This window comes from Actinoallomurus sp. CA-142502 (assembly GCF_050936355.1).
GTDB classification, from domain to species: Bacteria; Actinomycetota; Actinomycetes; order Streptosporangiales; family Streptosporangiaceae; genus Actinoallomurus; species Actinoallomurus iriomotensis.
Window position 1 is genome coordinate 4,323,006 of the sequence record NZ_JBNJMY010000001.1, and the last position, 24,815, is coordinate 4,347,820.

At 72.5% G+C, this 24,815-nt stretch carries 26 protein-coding genes; 10 read left to right on the forward strand and 16 right to left on the reverse strand.

Going from position 1 to position 24,815, the window contains the following annotated elements; all coding sequences use genetic code 11:
• Nucleotides 1–26: 26 nt before the first annotated feature.
• On the forward strand, nucleotides 27–719 hold the full coding sequence (gene larB / locus ACQEV1_RS20830; protein ID WP_285620021.1) for a nickel pincer cofactor biosynthesis protein LarB: 693 nt from the start codon (nucleotides 27–29) through the stop codon (nucleotides 717–719).
• Nucleotides 716–1,906: a nickel pincer cofactor biosynthesis protein LarC gene (gene larC / locus ACQEV1_RS20835; RefSeq protein WP_433395336.1), complete on the forward strand. Its 1,191-nt coding sequence runs from the start codon at nucleotides 716–718 to the stop codon at nucleotides 1,904–1,906. The genes larB and larC overlap by 4 nt, the downstream gene beginning before the upstream one ends.
• Before the next feature lie 13 nt (nucleotides 1,907–1,919).
• Here larC and ACQEV1_RS20840 read toward each other — a convergent pair whose 3' ends face one another.
• The gene (locus ACQEV1_RS20840) at nucleotides 1,920–2,372 is read right to left on the reverse strand and encodes an Lrp/AsnC family transcriptional regulator (protein WP_285620018.1); all 453 of its coding nucleotides are present in this window, start codon (nucleotides 2,370–2,372) and stop codon (nucleotides 1,920–1,922) included.
• Nucleotides 2,373–2,459: 87 nt separating this feature from the next.
• Between ACQEV1_RS20840 and ACQEV1_RS20845 the strand changes: the two genes are divergently transcribed.
• Entirely contained in the window at nucleotides 2,460–3,425 is a 966-nt protein-coding gene (locus ACQEV1_RS20845; RefSeq protein WP_433395338.1) for an SMP-30/gluconolactonase/LRE family protein, read from the forward strand.
• Nucleotides 3,426–3,435: 10 nt separating this feature from the next.
• Here ACQEV1_RS20845 and ACQEV1_RS20850 read toward each other — a convergent pair whose 3' ends face one another.
• The 3 genes from ACQEV1_RS20850 to ACQEV1_RS20860 are packed head-to-tail and all read right to left on the reverse strand — an operon-like array spanning nucleotide 3,436 to nucleotide 5,458.
• Nucleotides 3,436–4,125 (reverse strand): hypothetical protein, encoded by a 690-nt coding sequence (locus ACQEV1_RS20850; RefSeq protein ID WP_285620015.1) that lies wholly within the window; start codon nucleotides 4,123–4,125, stop codon nucleotides 3,436–3,438.
• A 43-nt stretch (nucleotides 4,126–4,168) separates the two neighbouring features.
• A complete protein-coding gene (locus tag ACQEV1_RS20855; RefSeq protein WP_285620014.1) occupies nucleotides 4,169–4,966 on the reverse strand; it encodes a methyltransferase in 798 nt (265 codons plus the stop codon).
• 48 nt (nucleotides 4,967–5,014) lie between these two features.
• Complete coding sequence (locus tag ACQEV1_RS20860) at nucleotides 5,015–5,458, reverse strand: TIGR03618 family F420-dependent PPOX class oxidoreductase (RefSeq protein ID WP_433395341.1); 444 nt, start codon at nucleotides 5,456–5,458, stop codon at nucleotides 5,015–5,017.
• A 133-nt stretch (nucleotides 5,459–5,591) separates the two neighbouring features.
• Between ACQEV1_RS20860 and mscL the strand changes: the two genes are divergently transcribed.
• The 4 genes from mscL (at nucleotide 5,592) to ACQEV1_RS20880 (ending at nucleotide 8,669) form a co-directional block, all read left to right on the forward strand.
• Nucleotides 5,592–6,020 carry a large conductance mechanosensitive channel protein MscL gene (mscL, locus tag ACQEV1_RS20865; protein ID WP_433395343.1) on the forward strand — a complete coding sequence of 143 codons (429 nt, stop codon included), beginning with the start codon at nucleotides 5,592–5,594 and terminating at the stop codon, nucleotides 6,018–6,020.
• Between the two features lie 150 nt (nucleotides 6,021–6,170).
• A complete protein-coding gene (locus tag ACQEV1_RS20870) occupies nucleotides 6,171–6,392 on the forward strand; it encodes a hypothetical protein (RefSeq protein WP_285620011.1) in 222 nt (73 codons plus the stop codon).
• Nucleotides 6,393–6,451: 59 nt separating this feature from the next.
• Nucleotides 6,452–7,144 carry a hypothetical protein gene (locus ACQEV1_RS20875; RefSeq protein WP_285620009.1) on the forward strand — a complete coding sequence of 231 codons (693 nt, stop codon included), beginning with the start codon at nucleotides 6,452–6,454 and terminating at the stop codon, nucleotides 7,142–7,144.
• A 430-nt stretch (nucleotides 7,145–7,574) separates the two neighbouring features.
• Entirely contained in the window at nucleotides 7,575–8,669 is a 1,095-nt protein-coding gene (locus ACQEV1_RS20880; RefSeq protein WP_433395346.1) for a polyprenyl synthetase family protein, read from the forward strand.
• 30 nt (nucleotides 8,670–8,699) lie between these two features.
• Here the strand turns inward: ACQEV1_RS20880 and ACQEV1_RS20885 are convergent, their stop codons facing one another.
• The 6 genes from ACQEV1_RS20885 to ACQEV1_RS20910 form a co-directional block, all read right to left on the reverse strand.
• Nucleotides 8,700–9,464: a lytic transglycosylase domain-containing protein gene (locus ACQEV1_RS20885; RefSeq protein ID WP_285566178.1), complete on the reverse strand. Its 765-nt coding sequence runs from the start codon at nucleotides 9,462–9,464 to the stop codon at nucleotides 8,700–8,702.
• 99 nt (nucleotides 9,465–9,563) lie between these two features.
• Complete coding sequence (locus ACQEV1_RS20890; RefSeq protein WP_433395348.1) at nucleotides 9,564–10,553, reverse strand: carbohydrate kinase family protein; 990 nt, start codon at nucleotides 10,551–10,553, stop codon at nucleotides 9,564–9,566.
• A complete protein-coding gene (locus tag ACQEV1_RS20895) occupies nucleotides 10,540–11,091 on the reverse strand; it encodes a hypothetical protein (protein WP_433395350.1) in 552 nt (183 codons plus the stop codon). Before ACQEV1_RS20895 ends, ACQEV1_RS20890 begins: the two co-directional genes overlap by 14 nt.
• Nucleotides 11,092–11,156: 65 nt before the next feature.
• Nucleotides 11,157–11,927, reverse strand: coding sequence for an ATP-binding cassette domain-containing protein (locus ACQEV1_RS20900; RefSeq protein WP_285620003.1), 771 nt, complete (start codon nucleotides 11,925–11,927; stop codon nucleotides 11,157–11,159).
• Entirely contained in the window at nucleotides 11,924–12,952 is a 1,029-nt protein-coding gene (locus tag ACQEV1_RS20905; protein ID WP_285620001.1) for an ABC transporter permease, read from the reverse strand. Before ACQEV1_RS20905 ends, ACQEV1_RS20900 begins: the two co-directional genes overlap by 4 nt.
• A 5-nt stretch (nucleotides 12,953–12,957) precedes the next feature.
• Nucleotides 12,958–13,965, reverse strand: coding sequence for a sugar ABC transporter substrate-binding protein (locus ACQEV1_RS20910; RefSeq protein ID WP_433395353.1), 1,008 nt, complete (start codon nucleotides 13,963–13,965; stop codon nucleotides 12,958–12,960).
• A gap of 168 nt (nucleotides 13,966–14,133) precedes the next feature.
• Between ACQEV1_RS20910 and ACQEV1_RS20915 the strand changes: the two genes are divergently transcribed.
• A complete protein-coding gene (locus tag ACQEV1_RS20915) occupies nucleotides 14,134–15,165 on the forward strand; it encodes a LacI family DNA-binding transcriptional regulator (protein ID WP_433395354.1) in 1,032 nt (343 codons plus the stop codon).
• A 16-nt stretch (nucleotides 15,166–15,181) separates the two neighbouring features.
• Here the strand turns inward: ACQEV1_RS20915 and ACQEV1_RS20920 are convergent, their stop codons facing one another.
• From ACQEV1_RS20920 to ACQEV1_RS20930, 3 genes are all read right to left on the reverse strand, one after another.
• Nucleotides 15,182–16,729 (reverse strand): aldehyde dehydrogenase family protein, encoded by a 1,548-nt coding sequence (locus ACQEV1_RS20920; RefSeq protein WP_433395356.1) that lies wholly within the window; start codon nucleotides 16,727–16,729, stop codon nucleotides 15,182–15,184.
• Between the two features lie 73 nt (nucleotides 16,730–16,802).
• Nucleotides 16,803–19,589, reverse strand: a complete 2,787-nt coding sequence (locus ACQEV1_RS20925; protein ID WP_433395358.1) for an FAD-binding and (Fe-S)-binding domain-containing protein — start codon at nucleotides 19,587–19,589, stop codon at nucleotides 16,803–16,805.
• Nucleotides 19,590–19,636: 47 nt separating this feature from the next.
• Nucleotides 19,637–20,230, reverse strand: a complete 594-nt coding sequence (locus ACQEV1_RS20930; protein ID WP_433395360.1) for a TetR/AcrR family transcriptional regulator — start codon at nucleotides 20,228–20,230, stop codon at nucleotides 19,637–19,639.
• Between the two features lie 70 nt (nucleotides 20,231–20,300).
• Here ACQEV1_RS20930 and ACQEV1_RS20935 point away from each other — a divergent pair, with 70 nt between their 5' ends.
• Together ACQEV1_RS20935 and ACQEV1_RS20940 are read left to right on the forward strand one after the other, a co-directional pair.
• On the forward strand, nucleotides 20,301–21,449 hold the full coding sequence (locus tag ACQEV1_RS20935) for an FAD-dependent monooxygenase (RefSeq protein ID WP_285619992.1): 1,149 nt from the start codon (nucleotides 20,301–20,303) through the stop codon (nucleotides 21,447–21,449).
• Between the two features lie 183 nt (nucleotides 21,450–21,632).
• Nucleotides 21,633–22,070, forward strand: a complete 438-nt coding sequence (locus tag ACQEV1_RS20940) for an STAS domain-containing protein (protein ID WP_285619990.1) — start codon at nucleotides 21,633–21,635, stop codon at nucleotides 22,068–22,070.
• Between the two features lie 129 nt (nucleotides 22,071–22,199).
• Here the strand turns inward: ACQEV1_RS20940 and ACQEV1_RS20945 are convergent, their stop codons facing one another.
• The 3 genes from ACQEV1_RS20945 to ACQEV1_RS20955 all read right to left on the reverse strand — a co-directional run bounded on the left by ACQEV1_RS20945 (nucleotide 22,200) and on the right by ACQEV1_RS20955 (nucleotide 24,798).
• The gene (locus ACQEV1_RS20945) at nucleotides 22,200–23,087 is read right to left on the reverse strand and encodes a TIGR03620 family F420-dependent LLM class oxidoreductase (protein ID WP_433395363.1); all 888 of its coding nucleotides are present in this window, start codon (nucleotides 23,085–23,087) and stop codon (nucleotides 22,200–22,202) included.
• Nucleotides 23,088–23,188: 101 nt separating this feature from the next.
• On the reverse strand, nucleotides 23,189–23,512 hold the full coding sequence (locus ACQEV1_RS20950; RefSeq protein WP_285619988.1) for an ArsR/SmtB family transcription factor: 324 nt from the start codon (nucleotides 23,510–23,512) through the stop codon (nucleotides 23,189–23,191).
• A gap of 41 nt (nucleotides 23,513–23,553) precedes the next feature.
• Nucleotides 23,554–24,798 carry a lipase family protein gene (locus tag ACQEV1_RS20955; RefSeq protein WP_433395365.1) on the reverse strand — a complete coding sequence of 415 codons (1,245 nt, stop codon included), beginning with the start codon at nucleotides 24,796–24,798 and terminating at the stop codon, nucleotides 23,554–23,556.
• Between the last annotated feature and the right edge of the window lie 17 nt (nucleotides 24,799–24,815).

The following is a 24,815-nucleotide window of genomic DNA, read 5'->3' on the forward strand; positions in this document are numbered from 1 at the left end:
CAACACCTATCAGTCGAGGGACTCCGATGACGGTATCTCAGCCTGACGGAGTCACCGACCTGGGCTTCGCACGTCTTGACACCGCACGCGCCGCACGCACCGGCGACCCGGAGGTGGTGTTCGGGCAGGGCAAGACGCCCGGGCAGATCGTCGCCGCGCTGCGCGCCCTGCACGAGGCGCATCCGGACCGCGCCATCCTCGCGACACGGTTGTCCGAGGACGCGCTCGCCGCGTGCGCCGAGCACCTGCCGGACGCGGTGCTGGATCCGGTCGGCCGCACGGCCGTGCTCGGCCGCACCGAGACGCGGGGCCGGGTCGCGGTGGTCGCCGCCGGCACGTCGGACCTGCCGGTGGTCCGCGAGTGCGCCACGACCATCGCCGTGTTCGGCGCCGAGCCCGACGAGATCGTGGACGTCGGCGTCGCGGGCATCCACCGGCTGCTCGCCCAGCGCGACCGGATCGACGAGGCCGACGTCGTCGTCGCCGTGGCCGGGATGGAGGCCGCCCTGCCGTCGGTGCTCGGCGGCCTGGTCGGCGTGCCGTTGATCGCCGTGCCGACCAGCGTCGGCTACGGCTGGAACCTCGAGGGCGTCACCGCCTGGCTCGCCACCGTCAACAGCTGCGCGCCCGGTGTCGTCTCGGTCAACGTCGACAACGGGTTCGGCGCCGGAGTGGCCGCCGCCCGGATCGCGCGCCGGACCGCCAGGACCGCAGGGTGAGGGCGCTCTGGGTCGACGCGGGCAACGGCGCGGCCGGTGACATGCTGCTCGCGGCGCTGCTCGACGCCGGCGCCGACCTCGAGGCCGTACGCTCCGGGCTGCGCGGTCTCGCCGTGGGCCCGCTCGAGGTCGAGGCCACGCCGGTGCGGCGGCACGGCCTGCGCGCCCTGCACGCCGACGTGCGCGTGCCGCCGGACGACGTGTCACGGAACCTGGCGGACGTCACCGCGGTGCTGTCGGCGGCCGAGCTGCCGGAGGAGGTGCGCGCGTTCGCGCTGGCGGTCTTCGAACGGCTGGCCCGCGCCGAGGCGCGGGTGCACGGCGTGGACGTCTCGCGGATCCACTTCCACGAGGTCGGCGCGCTGGACGCGATCGCCGACGTCACCGGCTGCGCGCTCGCGCTGCACAGCCTGGACCTGCTCGACGCGCCGGTACGCGTCGTGTCGCCGGTGGCGGCCGGGTCCGGCGTCGTACGGGCCGCGCACGGGCCGCTGCCCGTCCCGGTGCCCGCCGTGCTGGAGCTGCTGACGGAGGCCGGCGCGCCGCTGCGGTCGCATCCGGCGAGCATGGAGCTGTGCACGCCGACGGGCGCGGCGCTGCTCGCGACGCTCGCCACCGGCTGGGGCCCGATGCCCGACTGCACGCCCACCGCGGTCGGCACGGGCGCCGGCACCGCCGACCCCGAGGGGCATCCCAACGTCGTGCGCGTCGTCGTGGGATCCGCGTCGTCCTCGTCCGCGGATTGGGCGTCGGCGGAGCTGCACCGCGTGGACAGCACCATCGACGACCTGGACCCGCGGCTGTGGCCGGACGTGCTGGACGAACTCCGCACGGCCGGGGCGGCGGACGCCTGGTGCTCACCGGCGCTGATGCGGAAGGGACGGCCGGGTCAGGTACTCAGCGTCCTGGTCGAGCCGTCGCGCCTCGACGCGGTGTGCCGCGTGGTGTTCGAACGGACGACGAGCCTCGGCGTGCGGGTGTCCTCGGTCGAACGACGCTCGCTGCGCCGTGACCGCGTCGAGGTGGACGTCGGCGGCGCCGTCGTGGGCGTCAAACGCGGACTGCTCGGCGGCCGGGTGGTGACCGCCCAGCCGGAGTACGACGAGGCCCGCGCGGCTGCTCTCGCCTCGGGCCGCCCGGTGCACGAGGTGCTGAACGAGGCACGGACCCTGGCGTCCGAGAGCTGAGAACCGCGCGAGATCATCCCTGATCGGGACCGTGCGGGGAGACCGGCCGCTCGACGAGCGTCTCCAGCACCACCGTGGCCTGCGTCCCGCTGACTCCGTTGATCGCGTAGATCCGGCGCAGCACGTCCTGTAGTTGCTCGGTGGTCGCGGTCCTGACTTTCACCAGCACCGATGCGCTCCCGGCGATGACGTGCGCCTCCAGGATCTCCGGGATCGCGGCGAAGTCCTGCGCCGAATCGCCCATCCACGAGACCGAGTCGATCATCACGTAGGCCAGGACGGCGTTGCCCACTGCCACCGGGTCGACGTCGACGGTGGTGTGCCGGATCACGCCGCGCTCCCGTAGCTTCCGCACGCGTTCGTGCGCCGCTCCGGCGGACAGGCCCACGGCCTGGCCCAGCGCGGCATAGGACTGGGTGGCGTCCTGCTGGAGATGCGCCAGCAGGGCACGATCGATCCGATCCACGGCGCTCCATTCAGATTTGTCTTGCGGTGACCATATCTCATCCTGTTATCTTCCAGATGTGCCGAAGTTGATTCGGTGGATGTCTGGATGGAGAGGACCCCTATGGCCGGCGAGCGCCCCGCGCTGTACGAGATGTTCGACGACCGGTTCCGTACCGGCCGGTGCATGTCCGGTGACGGTGGTCTGGAGGTCCTGTACACCGGCTGCCGCTGGGCCGAGGGACCGATCTACCTGCCCGCCTGGCGGCAGGTGATCTGGAGTGACATTCCCAATGACCGGATGCTGCGTTGGGATGAGGAGACCGGCGCCGTCAGTGTCTTCCGCCACACCGCCGGGCACACCAACGGCAACACCCTCGACCGCCAGGGCCGGCTGGTCACCTGCGAGCAGGGCAACCGCCGGGTCACCCGGACCGAGCACGACGGCACGGTCACGGTGCTGGCCGAGCGCTGGCAGGGCAAGCGCCTGAACAGCCCGAACGACGCGGCGGTCAAGTCTGACGGCTCGATCTGGTTCTCCGACCCGGACTTCGGCATCACCAGCGACTACGAGGGCCATCGCGCGCCGAGCGAGATCGGCTCCAACAACGTCTACCGCGTCGATCCCGCCACCGGCGAAGTGCGACTGGTCGCCGACTGCTTCGGCGCCCCGAACGGCCTCGTCTTCTCGCCCGACGAGCGGCGGCTCTTCGTTTCCGACACCCGGGCGGGCCGCATCCGGGTCTTCGACGTCCGCGATGACGGCACGCTGTCGACCGACCGGACCTTCGCCGAAGCCCGGGGGACGGCTCGCTTCGACAACCTTCGTTTCGACGACGCCGGCCGGCTCTGGGCGGCCGCGATGGACGACGGAGTGCACTGCTACGACCCCGACGGCACCCTGCTCGGACGGCTGAACGTCCCCGAGAGGGTCGCCAACATCGCCTGGGGCGGAGCCAAGCGCAACCGCCTGTTCATCACCGCGCGGACCAGCCTCTACTCGGTGGTCATGGGCGTCACTGGCACGCACCCGACCGGACCGGGACGCAGACGCTGGCCGGACCCGGAGGGCTGAGCGGGTCCGGTCAGCTCGGGGCGGCGGCGACCATGAGCCACTCCGCCCCCTTGACGGAGTAGTCGAACTCCGCCCGCAGGTGTTCGACGACGGCCGGCATGTGCGCGGCCCCGTACACCACCGCCACCGCGATCGGCCGCTCGCGATGCTCCTGGTAGAGCGCTGACAGGCGGTGGTTGAGCGCGTCGTCCCGCCGGTCGACGACGCGGTCCCGGAACCACCGCGCCGTACGTCCCTCCACCCAGCGCTCGTCGTACGACTCGGCCTGGTCGCGGCTCGGCAGGCTGAGCGGGTCCCCGTACCGCCCCAGGAGGCGCAGCGCGACCGCGCCGAAGGCGTCCTCGGCCGTGTTCCGGATCCGCTCGGCGTGCGTCCGTGGGGGAGGCGGCACGGCCTCCCAGAAGACCGGGATGCCCAGCGACCCGAGGTCCAGCGCGTTGTTCTGGTCGACGAGACGGTCGAGGCGCAGCCGTGACATCCGCTCCTGCACCGGTGCGGTGCCGGCCGGTGCCCCCTCGGCGACGATGATCGCGCACTCGCGCACACGCGCCGTGACCTCGGCGTAGAACGAGGGCTCTCCCACGTGGACCATGGGGAAGAGCACGAACCGCAGCGGGCTCGTACGGCACGTCAGCGTGATGACCGCCGACCGCAGCCCGACGATGCTCGACTCGATGAACTGCACCGGCCCCCCTGTCATGTCGGCCGCCCCATCAGTGAGACGGCCGGGGGCCTCGTGCGGTTCACTCCGGGCGGCGTCCCCAGGCCGCGACCATCGGCGCGGTCGCCAGGTCCATTCCGCCGGCCGCCACGTTGGCCAGGTGGCGCTCGATCTCCTCCTCGGTCGCGTGACCGCCGGCGACCAGCCCGTCGCGGATGTGGGCGACGGTCGCCGTCTCCAGCAGGTCGCAGGCGGGGGAGGCGATCGGGAAGTGCGCCTCGGCCGCGACGCCGGTCAGCCCGGCCGCCCGGAGCGACGCGGGGAGCCGCCGCCCGTACGCGAGGTCGGCGCCGCGTTCGGCCAGCATCGCGCGGAACCCGGTGCGGATCCGGTTGGCCAGCCGTTCGCGCGGCCCGTGTTCGTACGGGGAGGCGAGCGGCTGCAGAGCGGGGTCGGCGTCCTCCAGGAGGATCCGGCCGCCGGGCCGCAGGGCGGCGACCATCGAGCGGAGCGCCCGCTCGCGGTCGGCGACGTGCACCAGCACCAGACGCGCGTGCACCAGGTCGAACCCCTCGTCCGGCGGGTCGTCGCGGGCGACGTCGTGCCGGCGCACCTCGACCACCTCGCTCGCGGCCGCACGCGCCCAGCGGACGTCGATGTCGGTCGCCAGGACCCGTCCGGTGGGGCCGACGCGGTCGGCGAGCCCCCTCGGGACGGACGCCCCTCCGGCCCCCACCTCCCAGCACCGCCACCCGGCCGCGATCCCCAGCGCGTCGATCCGCCGGAACGTCGGCGGGTCGAATATCGCCGACAGCGCCTCGAACCGCGTCCCGGCCTCCGCCCGCGCGTTGGCGAGCAGGTAGCCGTCCTCATCCGCCATGGACACGATGATGCCCGCCCCCATCAAGGCGGACACCCGCGGCGGCCGTCATGGGTTGGAGTAGACCCGGTCCGGAGTGAGGAGGACGGCGGTACGGCCTTCCGACGCCATGGCGCGGTCGTAGTCGGCCCAGTCGTCGTGTTCGCCGCCCGCGGCGGTGAACACGTCTCTCAGCAGCCACCGGAGGTCTTCCGGGCCGAGACCGGGGAGCGGGTCGGCGGGCCCGGCGAGCTCGACCGGCCCCTCAGCGGTGACCCACTGCCATCCGGCGCGGATCGTGACGGTGGCGCGCGGGCGCTCGCGGAGGTTGGCGAGTTTCCGCGTGCCTCCGCGTATGACGAAGGCGACGACCTCGTGGCCGCCCACCGGATGCGGGAGCACGCCGGCGTTGACCACGGTCGACTGCACGCTGCCGTCGGCCCGGAGCGTCGAGACGACCACCAGGCCGTGCTCCGCGGCGACCAGCCCGCGGAAGTCAGTGATATCGGTCATCATCGGACCGTAACCGACGATGTCGGCTCTGTTCCGGCCGCCGCGCCGCTACGGTGGTGCGGCGAACCCACCGGTATGAGTGATCGGCGGGTGGATCAGGCATGGAATCAGTGCGGAGGGCAAGCGAAGGGTCATGAGTGGCTTCCGGAAGTTCATCCTGCGTGGGAACCTCGTCGACCTCGCCGTAGCGGTGGTGATCGGGACGCAGTTCAGCAGCCTGGTCAAGCAGTTCGTCGACTCGTTCATCACCCCGCTTCTCGCGCTCGTCGGGGGCCAGCCGAACTTCGACGACCTCGTGCTCCACGTCGGCAAGACCCCGTTCGAGTACGGCAAGTTCCTCACCGCGGCGATCTCGTTCCTGATCTCGGCGGCGGTCGTGTACTTCGTGATCGTGCTGCCGGTCGCCCGCCTGCTTCAGCTGTTCGAGCGCGACGTGGAGGCCACCGAGCGCGAGTGCCCGGAGTGCACGCGCAGCATCCCGATCAGGGCGCGGCGCTGCCCGGAGTGCACCGCGGAGATCGCCGCGACCGGTCCGGCGCAGACGGTGCCCGCTCCGCGTTAAAAACCGATCGTGCCGGGAAGTATCGATCACGATTCGGCATTGAAACCGCGCGGCTGACGTTCACGTCAAAGGTGAACTTGCCATGCTCTGTTACCCGGCCGACGCCCCGTAGGGGCCGGCCGGGCCCGGGGGGAAGAGGTGTTGGGACAAATGAATGAGGGCGTCAGCCCACTGTGGAAGGCCGGCGGAAAGCCGCTCTCACAGCTCACGAGTGAAGAACTGGCCGAGGCCATCCAGTACGTCGGCGGGCGTGAGGAGGCCGACGCTCCGCTGCTGAAGGCCCTGCGCGAGCTTCAGGCCCAGCGCGCCCTCGGCGAGGAGACGCCGGAGCAGCAGGACGACTCCGGCCCGCCGCTGCTGGCCTGCGGCTGACCTGGTGACGCACGGCTGCCGGCGCGAGGCGGCGCCGGGCCGGTTAGGGTCGCGGTGTCATGGCGCGAACACGAGGACGGGCGGCGGCCGCCGCGCTGGTCGCCGGCGGGCTGACGGCCGCGTCGTGCGGGCACCACGCGCGGACGACGCCGCCGATACGGGTCGGCACGCCGCGGATCGCGGCCTCGACGCTGAAGCTGGCCCCGGCCGAGGCCGACGGCCTGACGCGGTTCGACAGCTGGCCGAAGGCCTGTGAGCTGCTGACCGCCGATGACCTCAGGGCGGTGCTGCCGCAGGTCACCAAGGTCGAGCAGACCCCGCGCGAGCAGCAGATCCGCGTCACCAACCTCGGCGAGGGCGCCGGAGACGACGACCGTGACGCCCCCGGCACCGCCTGCGAGACGCGGTTCTGGGTCGCCGGCGACGAGAAGAGGCCGCGCTCCCAGCCCGACCTCGTACGCGTCGAGGACGTCGCCGTCGGCGACACCGACACGGTCAAGGACAACTACGACACGCTGGCCCAGGGCCGGCCACGCGTGCCCGGGGGGCTCGGCGCGCGCGAGTGCGTGCACGCCGGCACCGACTACTACTGCCGCATGCCCCACATCGCCTTCTCGGTCGGGGCCGGGCCGACGCTCTTCATCGGCAGCTTCGCCGGCCAGCCGAAGCGGACCGACGCGCACGCCTACTGGGTGAACACCGTGCTGCCCGAGCTCGTACGGTCGGTCGCGTCCAAGCTCCCCGCGAGCTGAGCCTGGACGCGATCGCGCGCGAGGGAAAACGAACCCTTCCGCCTCCGGTGCTGCCAGGAAATATCGCGCACGGGTTCGATTCCATAAGCGGATGACAATGTCCGGAGCCGATGCTGGCCGCCGGGCCCGTAACGGGGGTGGCGGCGGCGTGCTTCCCGGCGCCCGGACGTCGGCCGAAGATCATCAATGGCGAGAAAACGCACGTCAGCGCCATGATTGGCGATCGCTATTTAATCACCGTCAAGTGCCGATTAAGTGCAACATCGCGCGCGACCATAACATATTTCCGGTCATGCCGGAACCTCCGTGACCTCAGCTGGTCTTCAGGGTTGAGGTTCTCTCGAAAAACTTCGCACAATCCGATCAATGGCGGATTCCTGAATAGTGTTGTCAACGAGAGCTGCCCGTCCCCCACTCGCGGGAGGTCCTGTTGGGAACGTCACCGGACGCGTTGCGACGCTCGTCGGCGGTCGCCGCACCCCCGGACCCCTCAGGTCGCGCGGCCGCCCGCCGTCGCACCGGCGGGCTGCTCACCGCCGCGCCGCACCGCGTCGTCGCGGACTTCGCCGGCGAGCGGCGTCTGGCCGCCGACCTGGAGGAGTGCGTGGGGGGCGTCGCGCGCGCCGTCGCCGGGGACGTGCCGATCATCGGCGAGGCCGTGGCCGAGATCCTCGCGGGCGGCAAGCGGCTCCGCCCGCTGCTGGTGCTCGCCGCCGCGTACGCCGGTTCGGGGGAGCGGGAACGCTCCGTCGCCTCGGGCGTCGTCGTCGAGCTGCTGCACCTGGCGAGCCTCGTGCACGACGACGTCATGGACGAGGCGGCCCAGCGGCACGGCGTCACCAGCGCCAACGCCCGCATGGGCAACGTGCGCGCGGTACTCGCCGGCGACTATCTGCTGGGCCGCGCCCTGGCCGTCGCGTGCGAGCTGGGCGGCACCGAGGGCGCGCTGGCGGCCGGGACGTTCATCCGGCTGTGCGACGGCCAGGCGCGCGAGTCCGCCGCGCTGTTCGACCCCGCGCGGTCGGAGAACGACTACTACGCGGCGATCGAGGGCAAGACCGCGGCGCTGTTCGCGACCTCCTGCCGGCTGGGCGCGATGGCCGGCGGCCTCGGCGAGGAGGCGACCGCCGCCCTGGCCGAGTACGGCCTGCAGATCGGCATGGCGTTCCAGATCGTCGACGACCTGCTCGACCTCACCGCGACCTCGGGCGTGATGGGCAAGCCGGCCGGCCACGACATCGCCGAGGGCGTCTACACGCTGCCGGTCCTGTGCGCGCTGCGGGAGCGACCGGAGCTCGCCGGCGTCCTCGCCCGCGCCCGGCCCGACGCCCCCGACCCGGAGGCCGTACGCGAGGCGGCCGACATCGTACGGAACAGCGGCGGCATGGCCGCCGCGCGCCGCGCGGCCGAACGGCGCACCGACCGGGCGGTCGCCGCGCTCTCCGGCGCGGCCGGTGAGGTCGGAGCGGAGCGGGTCGCGATGCTGACCGACCTGGCGGCCGCCCTGGCGGGCCGGGGAAGCTGAGACGTCCCGTGCCCGCCACGGGCGGGCGGCTCAGTACCAGTGGTGCGCCTGCCAGAAGCCCCAGGCCTTGCAGGGGTCCCCGTAGCGGGAGCCGACGTAGGCGAGCCCCCAGGCGATCTGGGTCATCGCGTTGTTGCGCCAGTCGGCTCCGGCCGAGGCCATCTTCGAGCCCGGCAGGGCCTGCGGGATCCCGTACGCGCCGCTGCCGGGGTTGGTGGCGTGCTCGTTCCAGCCGCTCTCGTGGTTCCACATCGTCAGCAGGGAACCCCAGCAGCCGCCCCAGCCCTTGAGCGCGTTCATCTTCTTGGCGTACGCCTGGTTCTCGGCCGCGCTCGGGTTGTTGCTCATCCGCTTCTTGAGCGCCTCCCACTCGCGCTTCTCCTTGAGCGCCTTGGCGCGGGCGGCCGCCTTCTTCTTCGCCGCCTTCTCCGCCGCGACCGCCTTCTCGTACGCGCGGCGCTTGGCCTGGGCCTCGGCGCCGGCGACGACGGGGTCCATCTGGTACCCCGACAGCTCCTTCAGCATCTCGTTGGTGGAGATGTCGGCCGCACCGGGCGGCGGCTTGCCCTTGCCGAAGTTGGTCTTGGCCACGATGACGAAGACGATCACGATGACGAGCGTCATGATCACGACAGTGCTCGTGGCCGCCCGCTTGACCAGACGAAGAGCGCGTACGCCCTTGGGCTCCGCGAAGTCTCCGGCGTAGGGGTCGCGCTCTGAGTCGTATGAACCGGTGAGTTCATCCAAGTCGTAGGCGCGCGGGGGTCGCCGCGTCTCCTGGTGCCGATGTTGCATAGCACCATAGCTTGCACCATCTAAACGCTTCTATGGTCGTTTGTCCGTGTAGTTGGGGCACAGATCTCATCCGTGCCGGGACGAACGGCCTCGCCGGAGTCAGCCGGACGTGGGGTGGAACGCGTCGAGTTCGGCCCGGGTCGGCGGGTCGGCGCCCCGCCGCGAGCAGGTCAGCGCGGCCGCGCGCGCCGCCTCGTCGAACACCGCGACCAGGTCCGGGGCGTCGAGCGCCGCGAGCGCGTCCCGTCGGCCGGCGCCGAGCAGCCCGCGACGGCCGAGCCCGGCCAGGACCGCGCTCATGTACGAGTCGCCGGCGCCCACCGTGTCGACCACGTCCACGCGGTAGGCCGGCACCCGGCGCGGGGGACACCGCCGCCCGGCGACGATCGAGCCACGCGCGCCGTACGTCACGGCGACCACGCTCACCCCGGCCGACAGCAGTTCCTCGGTGAGCTCCTCGGGCCCGCAGCCCGGACGCAGCCAGTCGAGGTCGGCGTCGCTCAGCTTGACCACGTCCGCGAGCCGCAGCAGCGCCTCGACCCGGACCCGGGCGTCCGGGACGCCCTCCATCACCGCCGGCCGGCAGTTGGGGTCGTAACTGATCGTCGCCACCGAGCGCATCCGGCGGGCCAGCGCGGCCAGCACGTCCGCGCCCGGCGGCATCACGAGCGCCAGCGACCCGACGTGCAGCGCGGCCAGGTCGCCGAGCCGCAGCCCGGCCGCCTCCTCCTCGGTCCACTGCCAGTCCGCGGTGCCCTGGATCCGCAGGTCGAACGAGGGCACCCCGTCCGCGTCGTGATGAACGAGGGCCAGCGACGAGGGCTCATGCGCGGTGACGACGGTCTCGGTGGCGACGCCGTTGGCGGTGAGGTGGTCGCGGAGTGTTCGGCCGAGGGGGTCGGCGCCGATCCGGGCCACCATCCGGGTCGGCGTGCCGAGCCGCGCCAGGCCTACGGCGACGTTGGCCGGGCTTCCGCCCGGCACGGCGACGTAGGCGCCTGCCGGCTGGTCGGCGACCAGGTCGGCGACGGCCTCCCCGGCCACCGCCACGACCTGGCGCCGGCGCGCCGGCGTCTCATCGGACGGCACGGATTCCCTCCTGGTGTTCGCGGTCGGTTCGCAGGCCGTCCGCGTCGTGGTGCATGCGGGCCGGCGACGAGGGTGCGGTCACGACGGTCTCGGCGCCGATGGCGTTGGCGGTGAGGTGGTCGCGGAGTGTTCGGCCGAGGGGGTCGGCGCCGATCCGGGCCACCATCCGGGTCGGCGTGCCGGGCCGCGCCGACCCGACGGCGATGTCCGCCGCGTTTCCGCCAGGCAAGGCGACATTCGCCGGGCTGTCGCCAGGCACGGCGATGTTCGCCGGGCTGCCGTTTGATATGGGGATGTTCGCCGGGCTTCCGCCGGGTACGGCGATGTTCGCCGGGCTTCCGCCGGGTACGGCGATGTTCGCCGGGACTTCGCCCGGCACGGCGACGTAGGCGCCTCCTGGCTGGTCGGCGACCAGGTCGGCGACGGCCTCCCCGGCCATCGCCACGACCTGGTGCCGGCGCGCCGCTGTCATCCGCCCGGTACGGCGATGTTCGCCGGGCACCTGGTGTCGGCGTGCCGACGTCTCGTCGGGCGGCAACGAACCCCTCCTTCTGCTCGCGGCGACCATCGCCGACCCCTGCCCGACGGGCGACGTGCGGTCGCTCAGTCGCGGCGCGTGGTGTTGCCGGGCGCGGCTCCCGTCATGATCGCCACGGCTTCGGCCATGTCGACGTCCCCGGGTCCCACGACGGCCACGCGCCGGCCCAGGCGCTGGATGTGGATGCGGTCGGCGACGTCGAACACGGTCGGGATGTCGTGACTGATCAGTATGACCGGTAGCCCGCGTTCTCGTACCTCACGGATCAGGTCGACCACCATGCCGGACTCCTTGACGCCGAGCGCGGCAGTCGGCTCGTCCATGATGACGACGTGGCGGGCGAACGCCGCGCTGCGGGCGACCGCGACGCCCTGCCGCTGGCCGCCGGACAGTGTCTCCACCGCCTGGCTCATCGAGCCGATCCCGATTTTCAGGTCCCGCATGTGCGCGTCGGCCTCGGACTGCATCCGTCGGGTGTCCAGCAGGCGGAAGACCTTCCCGAGCACGCCCTTGCGCCGTACCTCGCGTCCGAGGAACAGGTTCGCGGCGATGTCCAGCGCCGGCGCGACCGCGAGGTCCTGGTAGACGGTCTCGATGCCCGCGCGCCGCGCGTCGGCCGGGCTGTGGAAGTGCACCGGGCGCCCGTCGAGCAGGATCCGTCCCTCGTCCGGGACGAGCGCGCCGGAGAGCGCCTTGATCAGGGTGGACTTGCCCGCGCCGTTGTCGCCGATGACGGCGAGGATCTCGCCCGGCAGCAGCTCGAAGTCCGCGCCGTCCAGTGCCGTCACGTGCCCGTACCGCTTGACCAGCCCATGGGCCTCCAGAATGGGGCTCACTGACGCCTCCTCCGTGCGAGCCGGTCGACGCCGACGGCGAGGATGACCAGGATCCCGGTGATCAACACCTGGTACACCGACGCGACGCCCATCAGCTGCAGGCCGTTGCGGATCACGCCCACGATGAGCGCGCCGAACAGCACGCCGACGATGCTGCCGCGCCCGCCGAACAGGCTCACTCCGCCCAGCACGACCGCGGTGATGCTGTCGAGGTTGTCGGTCTGGCCGGCCTGCGGGTCGCCGACCGTCGTACGGCCGACCAGGAGCAGCCCGGCCAGGCCGTACACCGCGCCCGCGACCGTGTAGACGGTGATCAGCAGCCGGCGGGTGGAGACGCCGGTGAGCCGCGCCGCCTCCGGGTTGTCGCCGACGGCGTACACGTGGCGGCCCGCGGCGGTGAACCGGAGCACGTACCAGGCGACGGCGAACAGGACGAGCATGACCACCGACCCGTACGTCACGTCGGTGTCGCCGAGCGGGAACGTCTCACCGAGCGCGGTCAGCGCCTTCGGCAGCCCCGTCACGGTCTGTTCGTGGGAGTAGATGTGGGTGAGGGCGAAGGCGATGTTCAGGGTGCCGAGCGTGACGATGAAGGAGGGCAGCCGCGCCATCGTCACCAGGCCTCCGTTGACCGCGCCGAACGCCGCGCAGACCACGACGCCGATGACGATCGCGAGGGGCGCCGGCACGTCGCCGCCGACCGCGAGGCGGGTCATCACGATCGTGCCGAACGCCATGACGGCGCCGTTGGACAGGTCGATGCCGGCGGTCAGGATCACGACGGTCTGACCGACGGCGAGCGTGCCCACCTCCATCACCTGCTGCACGACGAGGGAGAGGTTGCCGCCGGTGAGGAACCGGTCGGTGCTCAGCGAGAAGAACAGGCAGGCGAGGAGGAGTGCCGCGAGGGGGCCGACGGTCGGCACCGCGGCGAACCGGGCGACCGCCGCGGCGGCGTCACGGCTCCGCCCGGCCCGGTCCGCGACGGCGGGACCGCTCGGCTCGGTGCTGGTGGTCTCCGGCATCGGCGTCAGCCCCAGCAGTTCGCCAGGCCGAAGGCGACGTCCTTGGACGCCAGGCCCGCCTGCGGCTTCGCGGTGATCAGGTTGACGCCGGTGTCGGTGTAGCCGCTCGCCTTCTTGCCTCCGCGCGCCCAGGCGACGATGGAGTCCACGCCCTGCGCTGCCATCTTCAGCGGGTACTGCTGCGCGGTCGCCGCGATCTGCCCGGCCTGCACCGCCTTGACCCCCGTGCACCCGCCGTCGATCGAGACGATCATCGTGGAGCCGGTCCGGCCGGCCGCCTTCAGCGCGGTGTACGCCCCGAGCGCCGCCGGTTCGTTGATGGTGTAGACGAGGTTGATGCCGGGGTCCTTCTGCAGGCAGTTCTCCATGGCGGTCTGGCCCTTGGCCTGGTCGCCGGCGGTGTACTGCGTGCAGACGATGCTCGGATCGCCGTCCTTGACGCCGTACCCCTGCAGGAAGCCGTTGTGCCGGAGCACGCCGACGGTGATGCCCGGGTTCAGGTCGAGCATCGCGATCCTGACCGGCTTGGCGCCCTCGACGCTCTTGGCGTACCGGCCGATCAGCGTGCCGGCGGTGAGGTTGTTCGTGGCGAAGAGCGCGTCGGCGGCGCTCTGCGGGTCCGGCGGCGTGTCCAGGGCGATGACGTCGATGCCCTTGGCGCGCGCCTTGGCGAGGCTCGGCACGATCGCCTTCGTGTCGCTCGGCACGATCAGGATGCCCTTGACCCCGGCGGCGGTCATGTTCTCCATCGCGGTGACCTGGCTGGCGTTGTCGCCGTCGAACCTGCCGGCCGCGGTCATCAGCTTGACGCCCTTGGCCTTGGCCTCCTTCTCGGCGCCCTCCTTCATCTTCACGAAGAACGGGTTGGTGTCGGTCTTGGTGATCAGGCCGATGGTGATGTCCTTGCCGGAGCCCTTCGCTCCGCTGCCGCATCCGGCCGCGGCGAGCGTCAGGGCCACGAGCGCGGCGAGAGACCGGGAGAGGGGGCCTGGAGCGGGGAATCTGCGTTTCATACCGACTCCTCCCAGCGCACCGCGCTGGCCGTGCGGCGCGTGTTCTTGACAGTGGGCGGCACCTGGGAAACGTTTCCTGGAAACGTTTCCCAGAAGGTAGATCGGCTTTTGGGAACTGTCCAGAGGGAGAATTGACCGGCTTAGTGCCCTAGGCGGGGGAGGGGCGGCATGCAGGACGGTGAACGGGCGGCGACGATGCGCGACGTCGCACGGCAGGCCGGTGTGGGCCTGGCGACCGTGTCCCGGGTGATCAACGGCAAGCCGGGCGTGGCCCCCGAACTGGTCCGGCGCGTCACCGAGACCGCCCGCGCCCTCGGTTACCGCCACGACCTCACCGCCAGCAGCCTGCGGCGGGCCGACCGGCGCACCGCCACCATCGCGCTGGTGCTGGAGGACGTCGCGAACCCGTTCTCCTCGGTGCTGCACCGCGCGGTCGAGGACGCCGCGCGGGAGGAGGGCATCCTCGTCCTGGCGGGCAGCAGCGACGAGCACCCCGACCGCGAACGCGAGCTCATCGACGCCTTCACCCTGCGGCGGGTGGACGGCCTGATCGTGCTTCCCACGGGTGGCACGGACGAGCAGCTCGCCGCGGTTCGCGGGCACGGAACACCGATCGTGTGCGCCGACCGGCTCGTGGAGATCGACCGCGTCGACACGGTCACCGTCGACAACCGCGACGGCACGTGGTCCGCCGTACGCCGCCTGCGGGCGCTCGGGCACCGCCGGATCGCCTTCCTCGGCGACTCGGACTCGATCTGGACGGCGCGGCAGCGGTACGCCGGTTTCGCCGACGCGCACGCGGAGGCGGGGGAGCCGGTCGACGAGCGGCTGGTGCGCCGCGGCCTGCGCAGCGAGGAGGCGGCGCGGGCGGCGACGACCGGGCTGCTGACCGGCAGCGAGCCGCCCTCGGCGGTGTTCGCGGCGCAGAACCTGCTGACGATGGGCGCCCGCCGCGCGCTGCAGGACCTGGGCGCCCAGGAGGAGGTCGCGCTGATCGGCTTCGACGACTTCCCGGTCGCCGACCTGCTGACCCCCGGGGTCTCGGTGGTCGCCCAGGACCCGGCGAGCGTCGGCCGGACCGCCGCCCGCCTGCTCCTGGCACGGATACGGGGCGGCGACGACCACCTGCCGTCGCGGCACGTGGTGGTCCCGACCCGCTACGTGCCCCGCGGCTCCGGCGAGATCCGTCCGAGAACCTGAGGCGAAGCGCCGCGGGTCAGGCGTCCAGGCGGAAGTCCGGGTCCGGCTCGATGACGGCCACGTCCATCTGCGCCTTCTGCAGACGGCCGGAGTAGTCCCAGTTCAGCGACTGCCAGCGGGTGAACTGGTCGAGGACCCACTGGCCCGACTGGCGGCTGCCGTTGCCCGAACGGCCGTTGCCGCCGAACGGCAGGTGTGCCTCGGCGCCGGAGGTGGAGTTGTTCACGCTCACCATTCCCGCGCCGATGCCGGCCCGGAACGCGAACACCTTCGCCGGGTCGGTCGTGTAGATCGACGAGGACAGGCCGTACCCCGGCAGGTCGGCCAGCTCGATGGCCTCATCCAGCGTGCCGTACGGCATCACGCCCACGATCGGGCCGAACGTCTCGTGCCGGAACAGCTCGTCCTCGACCTCCAGGCCGTCGACGATCACCGGGTGGTAGTACAGCCCGGTGGACGGATCGCCGACGAACCCCTCCCGCGGGTTGTCCGCCGTGATACGGCCGACGCCGGTCGAGCCGTACGTCGCGCGGTCCCCGATCCAGCCGAGGTACTTCTCGTACGACTCGGCGAAGCGCTCGGCCAGCAGCGGGCCGTACACCACGTCCTGAGCCGGATCGCCGACCGGGGCCGAGCGCGTGACGGCGTCGAAGCGGCGGACGAACTCCCGGTGCACCGACTCGTGCACGATCACGGTGCCGAGCGAGGTGCAGCGCTGCCCGGCGGTGCCGAAGCCGGAGAACAGCGCGGCCTCCACCGCCAGGTCCAGATCGGCGTCCTCGGCCACGACCATGGGGTTCTTCCCGCCCAGTTCGAGGCAGGGCGTCTGCAGGTGCAGGCCGCAGAGAGAACCGATGCGCGACCCCACCCGGGACGAGCCGGTGAACCCGACCTTGTCCACGACCTTGGCGACGAGCGCGTCGGACAGCCCGGCGAAGGTGTCCGGTCCGTCGGCGTGGACGATGTTGAGCACGCCCTCGGGCAGTCCCGCGTGCGCGAACAGTTCGTACAGCGCGTGGGCGGAGGCGGCGGCGTACTCGGCGGGCTTCCAGACCACGGTGTTCCCGCAGAGCAGCGCCGGCACCAGGTACCACGACGGCACCGCGACCGGGAAGTTGCCGGCCGTGATGATCATGGCGGTGCCGACCGGCACGCGGAAGGTGAACAGCTGCTTGTCGGGCATCTCCGACGGCACCGTCTGCCCGTACAGCCGGCGGCCCTCGCCGAGGAAGAAGTCGCAGGTGTCGATGATCTCCTGCACCTCGCCGAGCGCCTCGGCGTACGGCTTGCCGATCTCGCGGGTGACGAGCCGCGCGAGGCGGTCCTTGTTCGCCTCGACCAGCCGGCCGATGCTCGACACGACGCGGCCGCGTACGGGCGCGGGCACGGCGGCCCACGCCGCCTGCGCCTCGTGCGCCGTACGGCACGCGCCGACGATCTCATGCGGCCGGGCCAGGCTCACCGCGGCCACGACATCGGACAGGTCGGCGGGGTTGACGGAGCGCACGGTCCGGTCCGCGACCGGGAGCGGCCGGCCGCTCACCACCGACGTGACGGTCTGCATCGCTGAATCCTCCTCCGAGACCAGGTTCGTCACATCGTGCCGCGTCCGGCCGCCGCCCACGAACCGCGTGGGCTCATTCGTGATCGTCTCGAGGTCCTTCCTCGGGCAGCAGGACCTCGGCGAGGTGGACGGCCTCACGGCCGGTGAGCTGCGCGATCTGCGTACGGCAGCTGAACCCGTCGGCGAGCACGATCGTGCCGGGCGCGGCGTCGCGGACCGCGGGTGCGAGGCCGCGTTCGGCGATCTTCACCGACACGTCGTAGTGGCCCTTCTCGAAGCCGAAGTTGCCGGCCAGCCCGCAGCAGCCGGACTCGGGCCGGGTGATCTCCACCCCGGCCTTGGCGAGCAGCCGCAGGTCGGCGTCCTGGCCCAGCTCGGCGTGCTGGTGGCAGTGGATCTGCGCGATCGCGGTGCGCTCCCGGTGCGGCGGTGACCAGCCGGCCTCCTCCAGCAGCTCGGCGAACGTGCGGACCTTCAGGTCGGCGAGACGCTCGTCGCCGGGCAGCAGCTTCTCCCAGTCGCCGCGCAGCGCGGCGGTGCAGCTCGGCTCCAGGCCGACGATCGGGATGCCGCGCGCGGCGTACGGGTGGATCGCCTCCAGCGACCGGCGCGCGACGCGGCGCGCCATCGTGAGCTGCCCGGTGCTCATCCACGTCAGCCCGCAGCAGACCTGGGCCTGCGGCACGATCACCTCGTACCCGGCGTCCTCCAGCACCCGTACGGCGGCCCGCGCCGCCGAGGGGGTGAAGTGGTTGGTGAAGGTGTCCGGCCAGAGCAGGACCTGGCGCCGGTCGCCGCCGGGCGCCCGGTGGTGGCGCCGGAACCAGCGCGTGAACGACTGCTTCGCCGGCGCGGGCAGGTCGCGCTCGGGCGCGACGCCGCCGAGACGTTTGCCCAGCCCGGCGAGCGACCGTGCGAGGCGGCCGGGGGAGGAGGCGGCGCGGAGCGGGCCACGGGCCAGCCGCAGCCACAACGGCAGCCAGCCCATCGAGTAGTGCGCCATCGGGCGGAGCCGCCGCCGGTAGTGGTGGTGCAGGAACTCCGACTTGTACGTCGCCATGTCCACGTTCACCGGGCAGTCGGAGGCGCAGCCCTTGCAGGCCAGGCACAGGTCCAGGGCGTCGTGCACGGACTCCGAACGCCAGCCCTCGGTGTCCAGGTCGCCGCGCAGCATCTCCTCCAGCGCGCGGGCTCGGCCACGGGTGGAGTCCTTCTCGTCGTGGGTGGCGCGGTAGCTCGGGCACATGACGCCGCCGTGGTCACTGCGGCACTTGCCGACGCCGACGCACCGGTGCAGCGCCTGCCGGAAGTCGCCGTTGTCCGCCGCGAACGGCAGGAACGTACGCGGGCGTGGCCGCATGCCCTCGGTGCGCAGCCGGTCGTCGATCGGTTCGGGGTCGACGAGGATGCCGGGGTTCATCCGGCCCTCGGGATCCCAGACGCCCTTGAACTCGCGGAACGCCTTCAGGACGGCGTCGTCGTAGACCAGCGGCAGCACCTCCGAACGGGCCCGGCCGTCACCGTGCTCGCCCGACGGCGACCCGCCGTGCGCCGCGACGAGCCGGGTGGCCTCCTCGATGACCTCGCGGAACGTCTTCCGGCCGCGTTCGGTGGCCAGGTCGAAGTCGATGCGGATGTGCAGGCAGCCCTCGCCGAAGTGCCCGTACGCCGCGCCGTGCACGCCGAACCGGGCGAACAGCTGCCGCAGCTCGCCGAGGTACGCGCCGAGGCGGTCCGGCGGCACCGCCGAGTCCTCCCAGCCGGGCCACGCCTGCGAGCCGTCGGGCGCCCGGGTGGCCAGGCCCGCGCCGTCCGTGCGGATCTTCCAGACGGCGGCCTGCCGGAGCGGGTCGGTCTCGACGACCGCGCCGGGGAACTCCCGCGCCAGGGCCCGCGCCCGGTCCTCCGCGTCGTCCCCGGTGAGCTCGATGAGCAGCCAGGACGTGCCCTCCGGCAGGCCGGCGCGGTCGCTGCCGCGCGCCATCGCCACGATCTGCGCGTCCAGCCCCTCGCAGGCGTCGGGCCCGAACTCCAGCACCCGCGGAACGGCCTCGCCGGCCGCCACGAAGTCGGGGAAACCCGCGATCACCAGGACCTTGGTGTCGGGCTCGGAGACGAGACGGAGCGTCGCGCCGAGCGTGAACGCGCACGTGCCCTCGCTGCCCACGAGCGCCCGTGCGACGTGGAAGTCGTTCTCCGGCAGCAGGTGCTCCAGGCCGTAGCCGGACACCTGGCGGGGGAAGCGCCCCAGCGACGTGCGGATCGTGGCCAGGTGCCGGTCGCGCAGCGCCCGCAGCTCCTCGATGAACGGGTCGGCGGGCTCCTTGCCGTGGGCGCCGACCGTCAGCGCCGTGCCGTCGTAGCGGAGCACGTCGAGGGACTCGACGTTGTCGGACGTGCGGCCGTAGACGAGCGCCCGGGTGCCGCAGGCGTTGTTGCCGATCATCCCGGCGAGCACACAGCGGCTCCGGGAGGACGGGTCGGGGCCGAACCGCAGGCCGTGCCGGCCCGCCGCCCGGTTGAGGTCGTCCAGCACGACACCGGGCTCGACGCGAGCGATCCGCCGCTCGGGGTCCAGCTCGACGATCCGGTTCATGTGCCGGGAGAAGTCCACGACGAGTCCCTCGCCGATGGCGTTGCCGGCGATGCTCGTGCCCGCGCCGCGCGCGGTGATCGACACGTCGTGCTCACGCGCCGCGCGCACGGCGGCGGCGACGTCGTCGGCGGTCCGGGGGAACACCACGCCGACCGGCACGCGCCGGTAGACGGACGCGTCGTAGGAGTACTCGGCCCGGCACCGTACGGAGAAGTCGACCTCGCCGTCGAGCGCGGCGCGCAGGTCGTTTTCGAGTGTGCTCATCATGCCCAGCGTCGCAGATCGGGAGCCGGCGGTGACCGGCGGGCCGCTCAATCCGCGCACCGCCCGGGGCCCGTGAAGGCCCGCAGCAGATCGCGGAGCGCGGCGCGCAGCTCATCGGGCTTGAGTTCGAGTGCGCCGGCGCCCGCGAGGTGATCGAAGATCAGGCCGTCGAGGCAGGCGACGAAGATCGGTGCCTGCCGTGCGGGCTCGGCCGCGTCCATGGCCGTGAGCAGGCTCTCGGCGATGGCGCGGAAGCGGACGCCGGCCGCGACGAGCGTGGCGCGCAGCTCGCTCCGGCGCGTGGCCTCCAGGGCGAGCTCGTACCGGGCGAGCATCTGGACGCGCCCGGTGGTCACCCAGCGCTCGACCATCCTCGCCAACGCCTCGACGGCGTCGTTCTCGCCGAGCTCGGTGGGATCCGGAGGGGCGGGCAGCGCGGCGATGTCGGCGGCGTCGAGCTCGGCCAGCCGGTCGAGGGCCGCCGTCAGGAGCGCCTGCCGGGTCCGGAAGTAGTACGAGCAGGATCCCTCCGGTACGCCCGCCGCCCGGTCGACCGCGCGATGCGTCAGCCCGCGCAGGCCCTCCCGGGCCAGCGTGTCGATGGCCGCGTCGGCCAGCCGTTCCCGCCGTGCGGTGGCCACGGTCACTCTCCCCCCTGTCCTCTACAAGCGTAGAGTAGGAACCGAATACTACAGATGTAGAGGGGGAGTCATGGAGCGGACGGCGATCATCGCGGGCGGGGGCATCGGCGGGCTCGCGGCGGCGGTGGCCCTCGGCCGGCGCGGCTGGCGTGTCGAAGTGCTCGAGCGCGCCCCGGCGATCGGCGAGGTCGGCGCGGGACTGTCGCTGTGGCCCAACGGCGTGCGCGCGCTGGACGCGCTCGGGCTGGGCGAACGGGTGCGGGAGATCGCGATGCCCGAGACGGCGGGCGGGGTGCGGGACCGGTCGGGCCGCTGGCTGCTGCGTTCCGACAGCGCCGAGCTGGAGCGCCGGTACGGCCCGGTCGTGATGATCCACCGGGCGCGCCTGCTCGACCTCCTGCGGGAGGCGGCTCCGCCCGGCGCCCTGCGCCTCGGCGCGGAGGTCTCCGGCGTCCGCGACGACGGAACCCATGTGGAGGTCGCGCACGGGGAAGGCGTCTCTCGCGCCGCTCTCCTGGTGGGCGCCGACGGCCTGCGCAGCGCCGTGCGCCGCTCCGTCTGGCCCGAGGCGCCCGGCCCCCGCTACGCCGGCTACACGGCCTGGCGGCTGGTCGTCGATCCCCCCGGCGGGCGCCTGGACGCGGGCGGTGAGTCGTGGGGCCGCGGTGAGCGGGTCGGCCTCGTCCCGCTCGCGGGGGGCGGGGTCTACCTGTTCGCCGTGGCCAACGCTCCTGAGGGGGAGCGAAGCGCCGACGGGGAGACGGCCGAGCTGCGGCGGAGGTTCGGCGGCTGGCACGCTCCGATTCCCGCCCTGCTGGACGCCGCCGCCGAGGAGGCGGTGCTGCGGGGCGACATCTACGACCTGCCGCCGCTGGAGTCCTACGTGAGCGGCCGGGTCGCGCTGCTCGGCGACGCCGCGCACGCGATGACCCCGGATCAGGGGCAGGGCGCCAACCAGGCGCTGGAGGACGCCGTCACACTGGCCGCGCTCCTCGACGCCGATCCGTCGGTGCCGGCCGCGCTGGCCGCCTACGACCGCGAGCGCCGGCCCCGCACCCAGACGATCGCCCGCCGCTCCCGCCGTACGGGTGTCGTGGCCCAGTGGAGCTCGGCACCCGCCGTCGCGGTACGGGACCGGCTGCTCCGCCTCGTCCCGCCGGGAGCGGTGCTGAGGGCGCTCGGCCCGGTGCTGAGCTGGTGCCCGCCGGACACGCCGTGACCGGCGCGGGGGCCCGTGAACAGGTTGTTCGCTGGTTCAGGGGCCCAAACCCGGGGTAACGCCCTTATTGTTCATCTATGTGCATGTGGTCCGGTAACGGGCCGTCGCGGTCCAAAAGAGAGGCCGCCCCTGACGTTGTCTCATACAAGGGGGGTCTCGATGGTCCATCCCATACCTTCGGCCTTGCCGACCTGGCAGACCAGCCGTTATGTCGTCGCCACGATGCCGGTGGAGATCGACATCTCCAATGCTTATGACATACGGGCGCAGCTGTTCCACCTGCTGGACGAGGGGGGAGCCGGCGCCGCCCCGCTGATCGTGGACCTGACCGACACCCGGTTCTGCGACTCGACGGCCGTGAGCGCCCTGCTGAACGCGCGCACCCGGGCCACGGCTCTGGGCCGCCGGCTGTACGCGGTGGTGAACCCGCGGGGTTCGGTGCGGCGGATCTTCGACATCACCGCCCTTCCCGTTCTCATCCAGACCTTCGACGATCTCGGCTCGGCGATCGCCCTGGCCGTCGTCACGGCACTCGACGAGACGAACGACGACGGAGGCGATGGAAGCCATGAGGGCGACGACGCGCCTCGCCCGCCGGCCGGGACCCACGATGACGCCTGAATTCTCTGTTCCCAGGAGAAGCCCGTCATCGACTACCCGCCTCTGGCGCGTGATCCATCGACGGTGACGCTTCACTGAAGATCACTCGTTGAGCCGGGACGAATCCTCGGGTCGGCCGGGCGGCGCCGCTCAGGCCGTGGCGTTCGCCGGCAGGAGCGCGTCGCCGAGCAGCCGCCAGTAGGGCATCGCGGACCGGCCGGGTTCGACGCCGATCACCTGGATGCCGACGTGGTCGGCGCCCGCGTCGAGGTGGGCGTTCAGCTTCTCGACGATCGTGTCCGGGTCGCCCCAGAACACGAGGTCGTCGACGATCCGGTCGCTGCCGCCGTGCGCGAGGTCCTCCTCCGAGTAGCCCAGCCGGCGGAACTTCGCGATGTTGTACTTCGAGCCGAGGTAGAGGCGCAGGTGCTCGCGCGCGACCTCGCGGGCCCGGCGGGGGTCGGACTCGAACAGCACCGCGTGTTCGACGCCGAGGAACGCCTCCGACCCGAGGATCTCCCGCGCCTGCGCGGTGTGCGCGACATTGACGTGGTACGCGTGCGCCCCGGCGGAGCGGTCGCGAGCCAGCGCGAGCATCTTCGGCCCGTACGCCGCGAGAAGCCGGTGCATCGGCCCGGCGGGCGCGGGAGCGGGCGTCTCGGCGGCGTCCATGGCGTCGAGGTACTCGGCCATGGCCGCCAGCGGCCGGACCCCGGGCCGCTCGCCGCCGAACCCGAGCCCGAGCACGTGCCGTCCGGGGTAGGCGTCGGCCAGCAGCCGCGCGGCACCGTGCGTCCACCGGGCCTCCCGCGCCCAGATCTGCGCGATGCCGTTGACGATCCGCATCTCTCGGGTGCAGGAGAGCAGGTAGGAGGCGTGGGTGAGTGCCTCCCGCCCGAGAAGTTCCGGGATCCAGAAGGCTCGCCACCCGCGATCCTCCAGCTCCTGGACCGAGTCCCGCATCATCGTGGCCGGCTGGTGCTCGAAGTCGAAGGTCCAGATTCCGAACGTCCCCAGCCCGAGCCGATCGCCGCCCATGAGGTCTCCCTTGCGCTCATCCTTAAATCGTCATATCGGAATATTGCAGATTCACGATATGAAGGCAAGTCCAGAGCTCGCGGATGCCTTGCGAAGACGTGCTACAGCGTCCGGCCCAGCTCCGCGACGAGCTGGGCGATGCGCTCCTCATCGCGCTTGTAGTGCGTCCACTTGCCCACCCGGGTGGCGCGGACCAGGCCCGCTCGCTGGAGTTCGGCCATGTACGACGACACCGTGGACTGGGCCAGGCCCGCCTTGGCCTGCAGGTGACTCACGCACACGCCCACCTCGGCCGGGTCGGCGATCGCCTCCTCGCGCGGGAAGTGGCGCTCGGGGTCGCGCAGCCAGGTCAGCAACCGCAGCCGCACGGGGTTCGCCAGTGCCTGCAGCGCGCGGACCAGATCGGGGTCCGGTGTGTCCGCCATGGATCTCAGCCTACAGCGACGTATCGGAGTACCTCGATGCGTCAGTCGCCGAACTCGTTCTGCACGCCGGGCGGGGTCAGGGCGGCGATGTAGTGCTGGGGCCCGTGGTCCTCGAAGGAGTACACCACGGGCAGCGCGCCCAGCGGCCGCACCCGGCTGCCCGCGAAGGCCAGAGCGGCGAGGCCGAGCCCGCCGAGGAAGGTGACCGCCTGCCCGGTGAAGCGGGTGTGCTCACGCAGGTCACCGCGGCGGACGTCGTACGTGTGGCCGAGGTGCCGTGCCAGGCCCAGCACGCCGTGGCGCAGGCGGGGCACCTCGTACCGGTATTCGCGGCCGAAGTGGCGGTACGGCCCGGCGGTCCGCGGCGGGAGATGCGGGACGACGTCGTTGTCGTAGATGTAACGGATCATCGCGCGGGCGAGGAAGGGGTCCGCCTCGCAGGCGCGGGCGAAACGGGGATCGCCGATCATGGGCTGGCCGTACGTGTAGGCGGCCCGGAACCGGCCGGTCACGTCGTCCTCGTCCCGGAACTTGCGTTCGTGCCGGAGCATGACCGCCATCATCGCGGCCATCGCGCCGCCGAGGCTGTGCCCGGTGACGTACAGCGCCTCGAGCTCCGCCATGTTCGCGACGTCCGGCTCGCCGGGAAGGAGCGCGCGCACCGACCGGCCCCGGCAGGCGCGCTTCAGCGCGGTCATCACCTCATAGCGCGTCGCCCGTACGTTCCGGTAGAACCCGGCGTGCACGGTGGCGCGCGGGTCGCCGAACCGGTACGGCATCCGCTCCGGCTGGACGTCGGCGTCGGTCATCCAGGCGATGCCGTCCGCCGGCGGCGTGCCCCGGTAGCAGAGGATCGCGACCCGCCCGCTCGCGCTCTGCACGAGGAACGCGGTGGAGCGGACGAACATCGCGTCGACCGACGTGCCGATCATCCGGCAGTGGTTCTGCTCCAGGCCCATCCAGGCCATGATCATGGAGACGGTCTCGGCGCCGGCGTAGGCGTACGCCGCGCAGGTGGCCAGGACGTGGGCGATGACGGGGTCCGGGTGCCGCCGGGCGCGCAGCAGCCGCTCCTCCAGGTGCGGGTGGACGGGGAAGCCGGCCGTGGTGCGCGGCCCGTACGGCCTGAGCCGCGCGTACGACGGGCCGCGGATGTCCCGGGTCCACAGGCCGCCGATCTCGAGCTGCTCCCGCAGCCGTTCCTCCCACTCGGGGAAGGACGGAGGCCCGGCGAGGGGCTCGCCGTCGGGCGGTGTCGTGCGCGGACGCCGGCCGTCGGTCGTCACACCGCACCTCCGGCTCG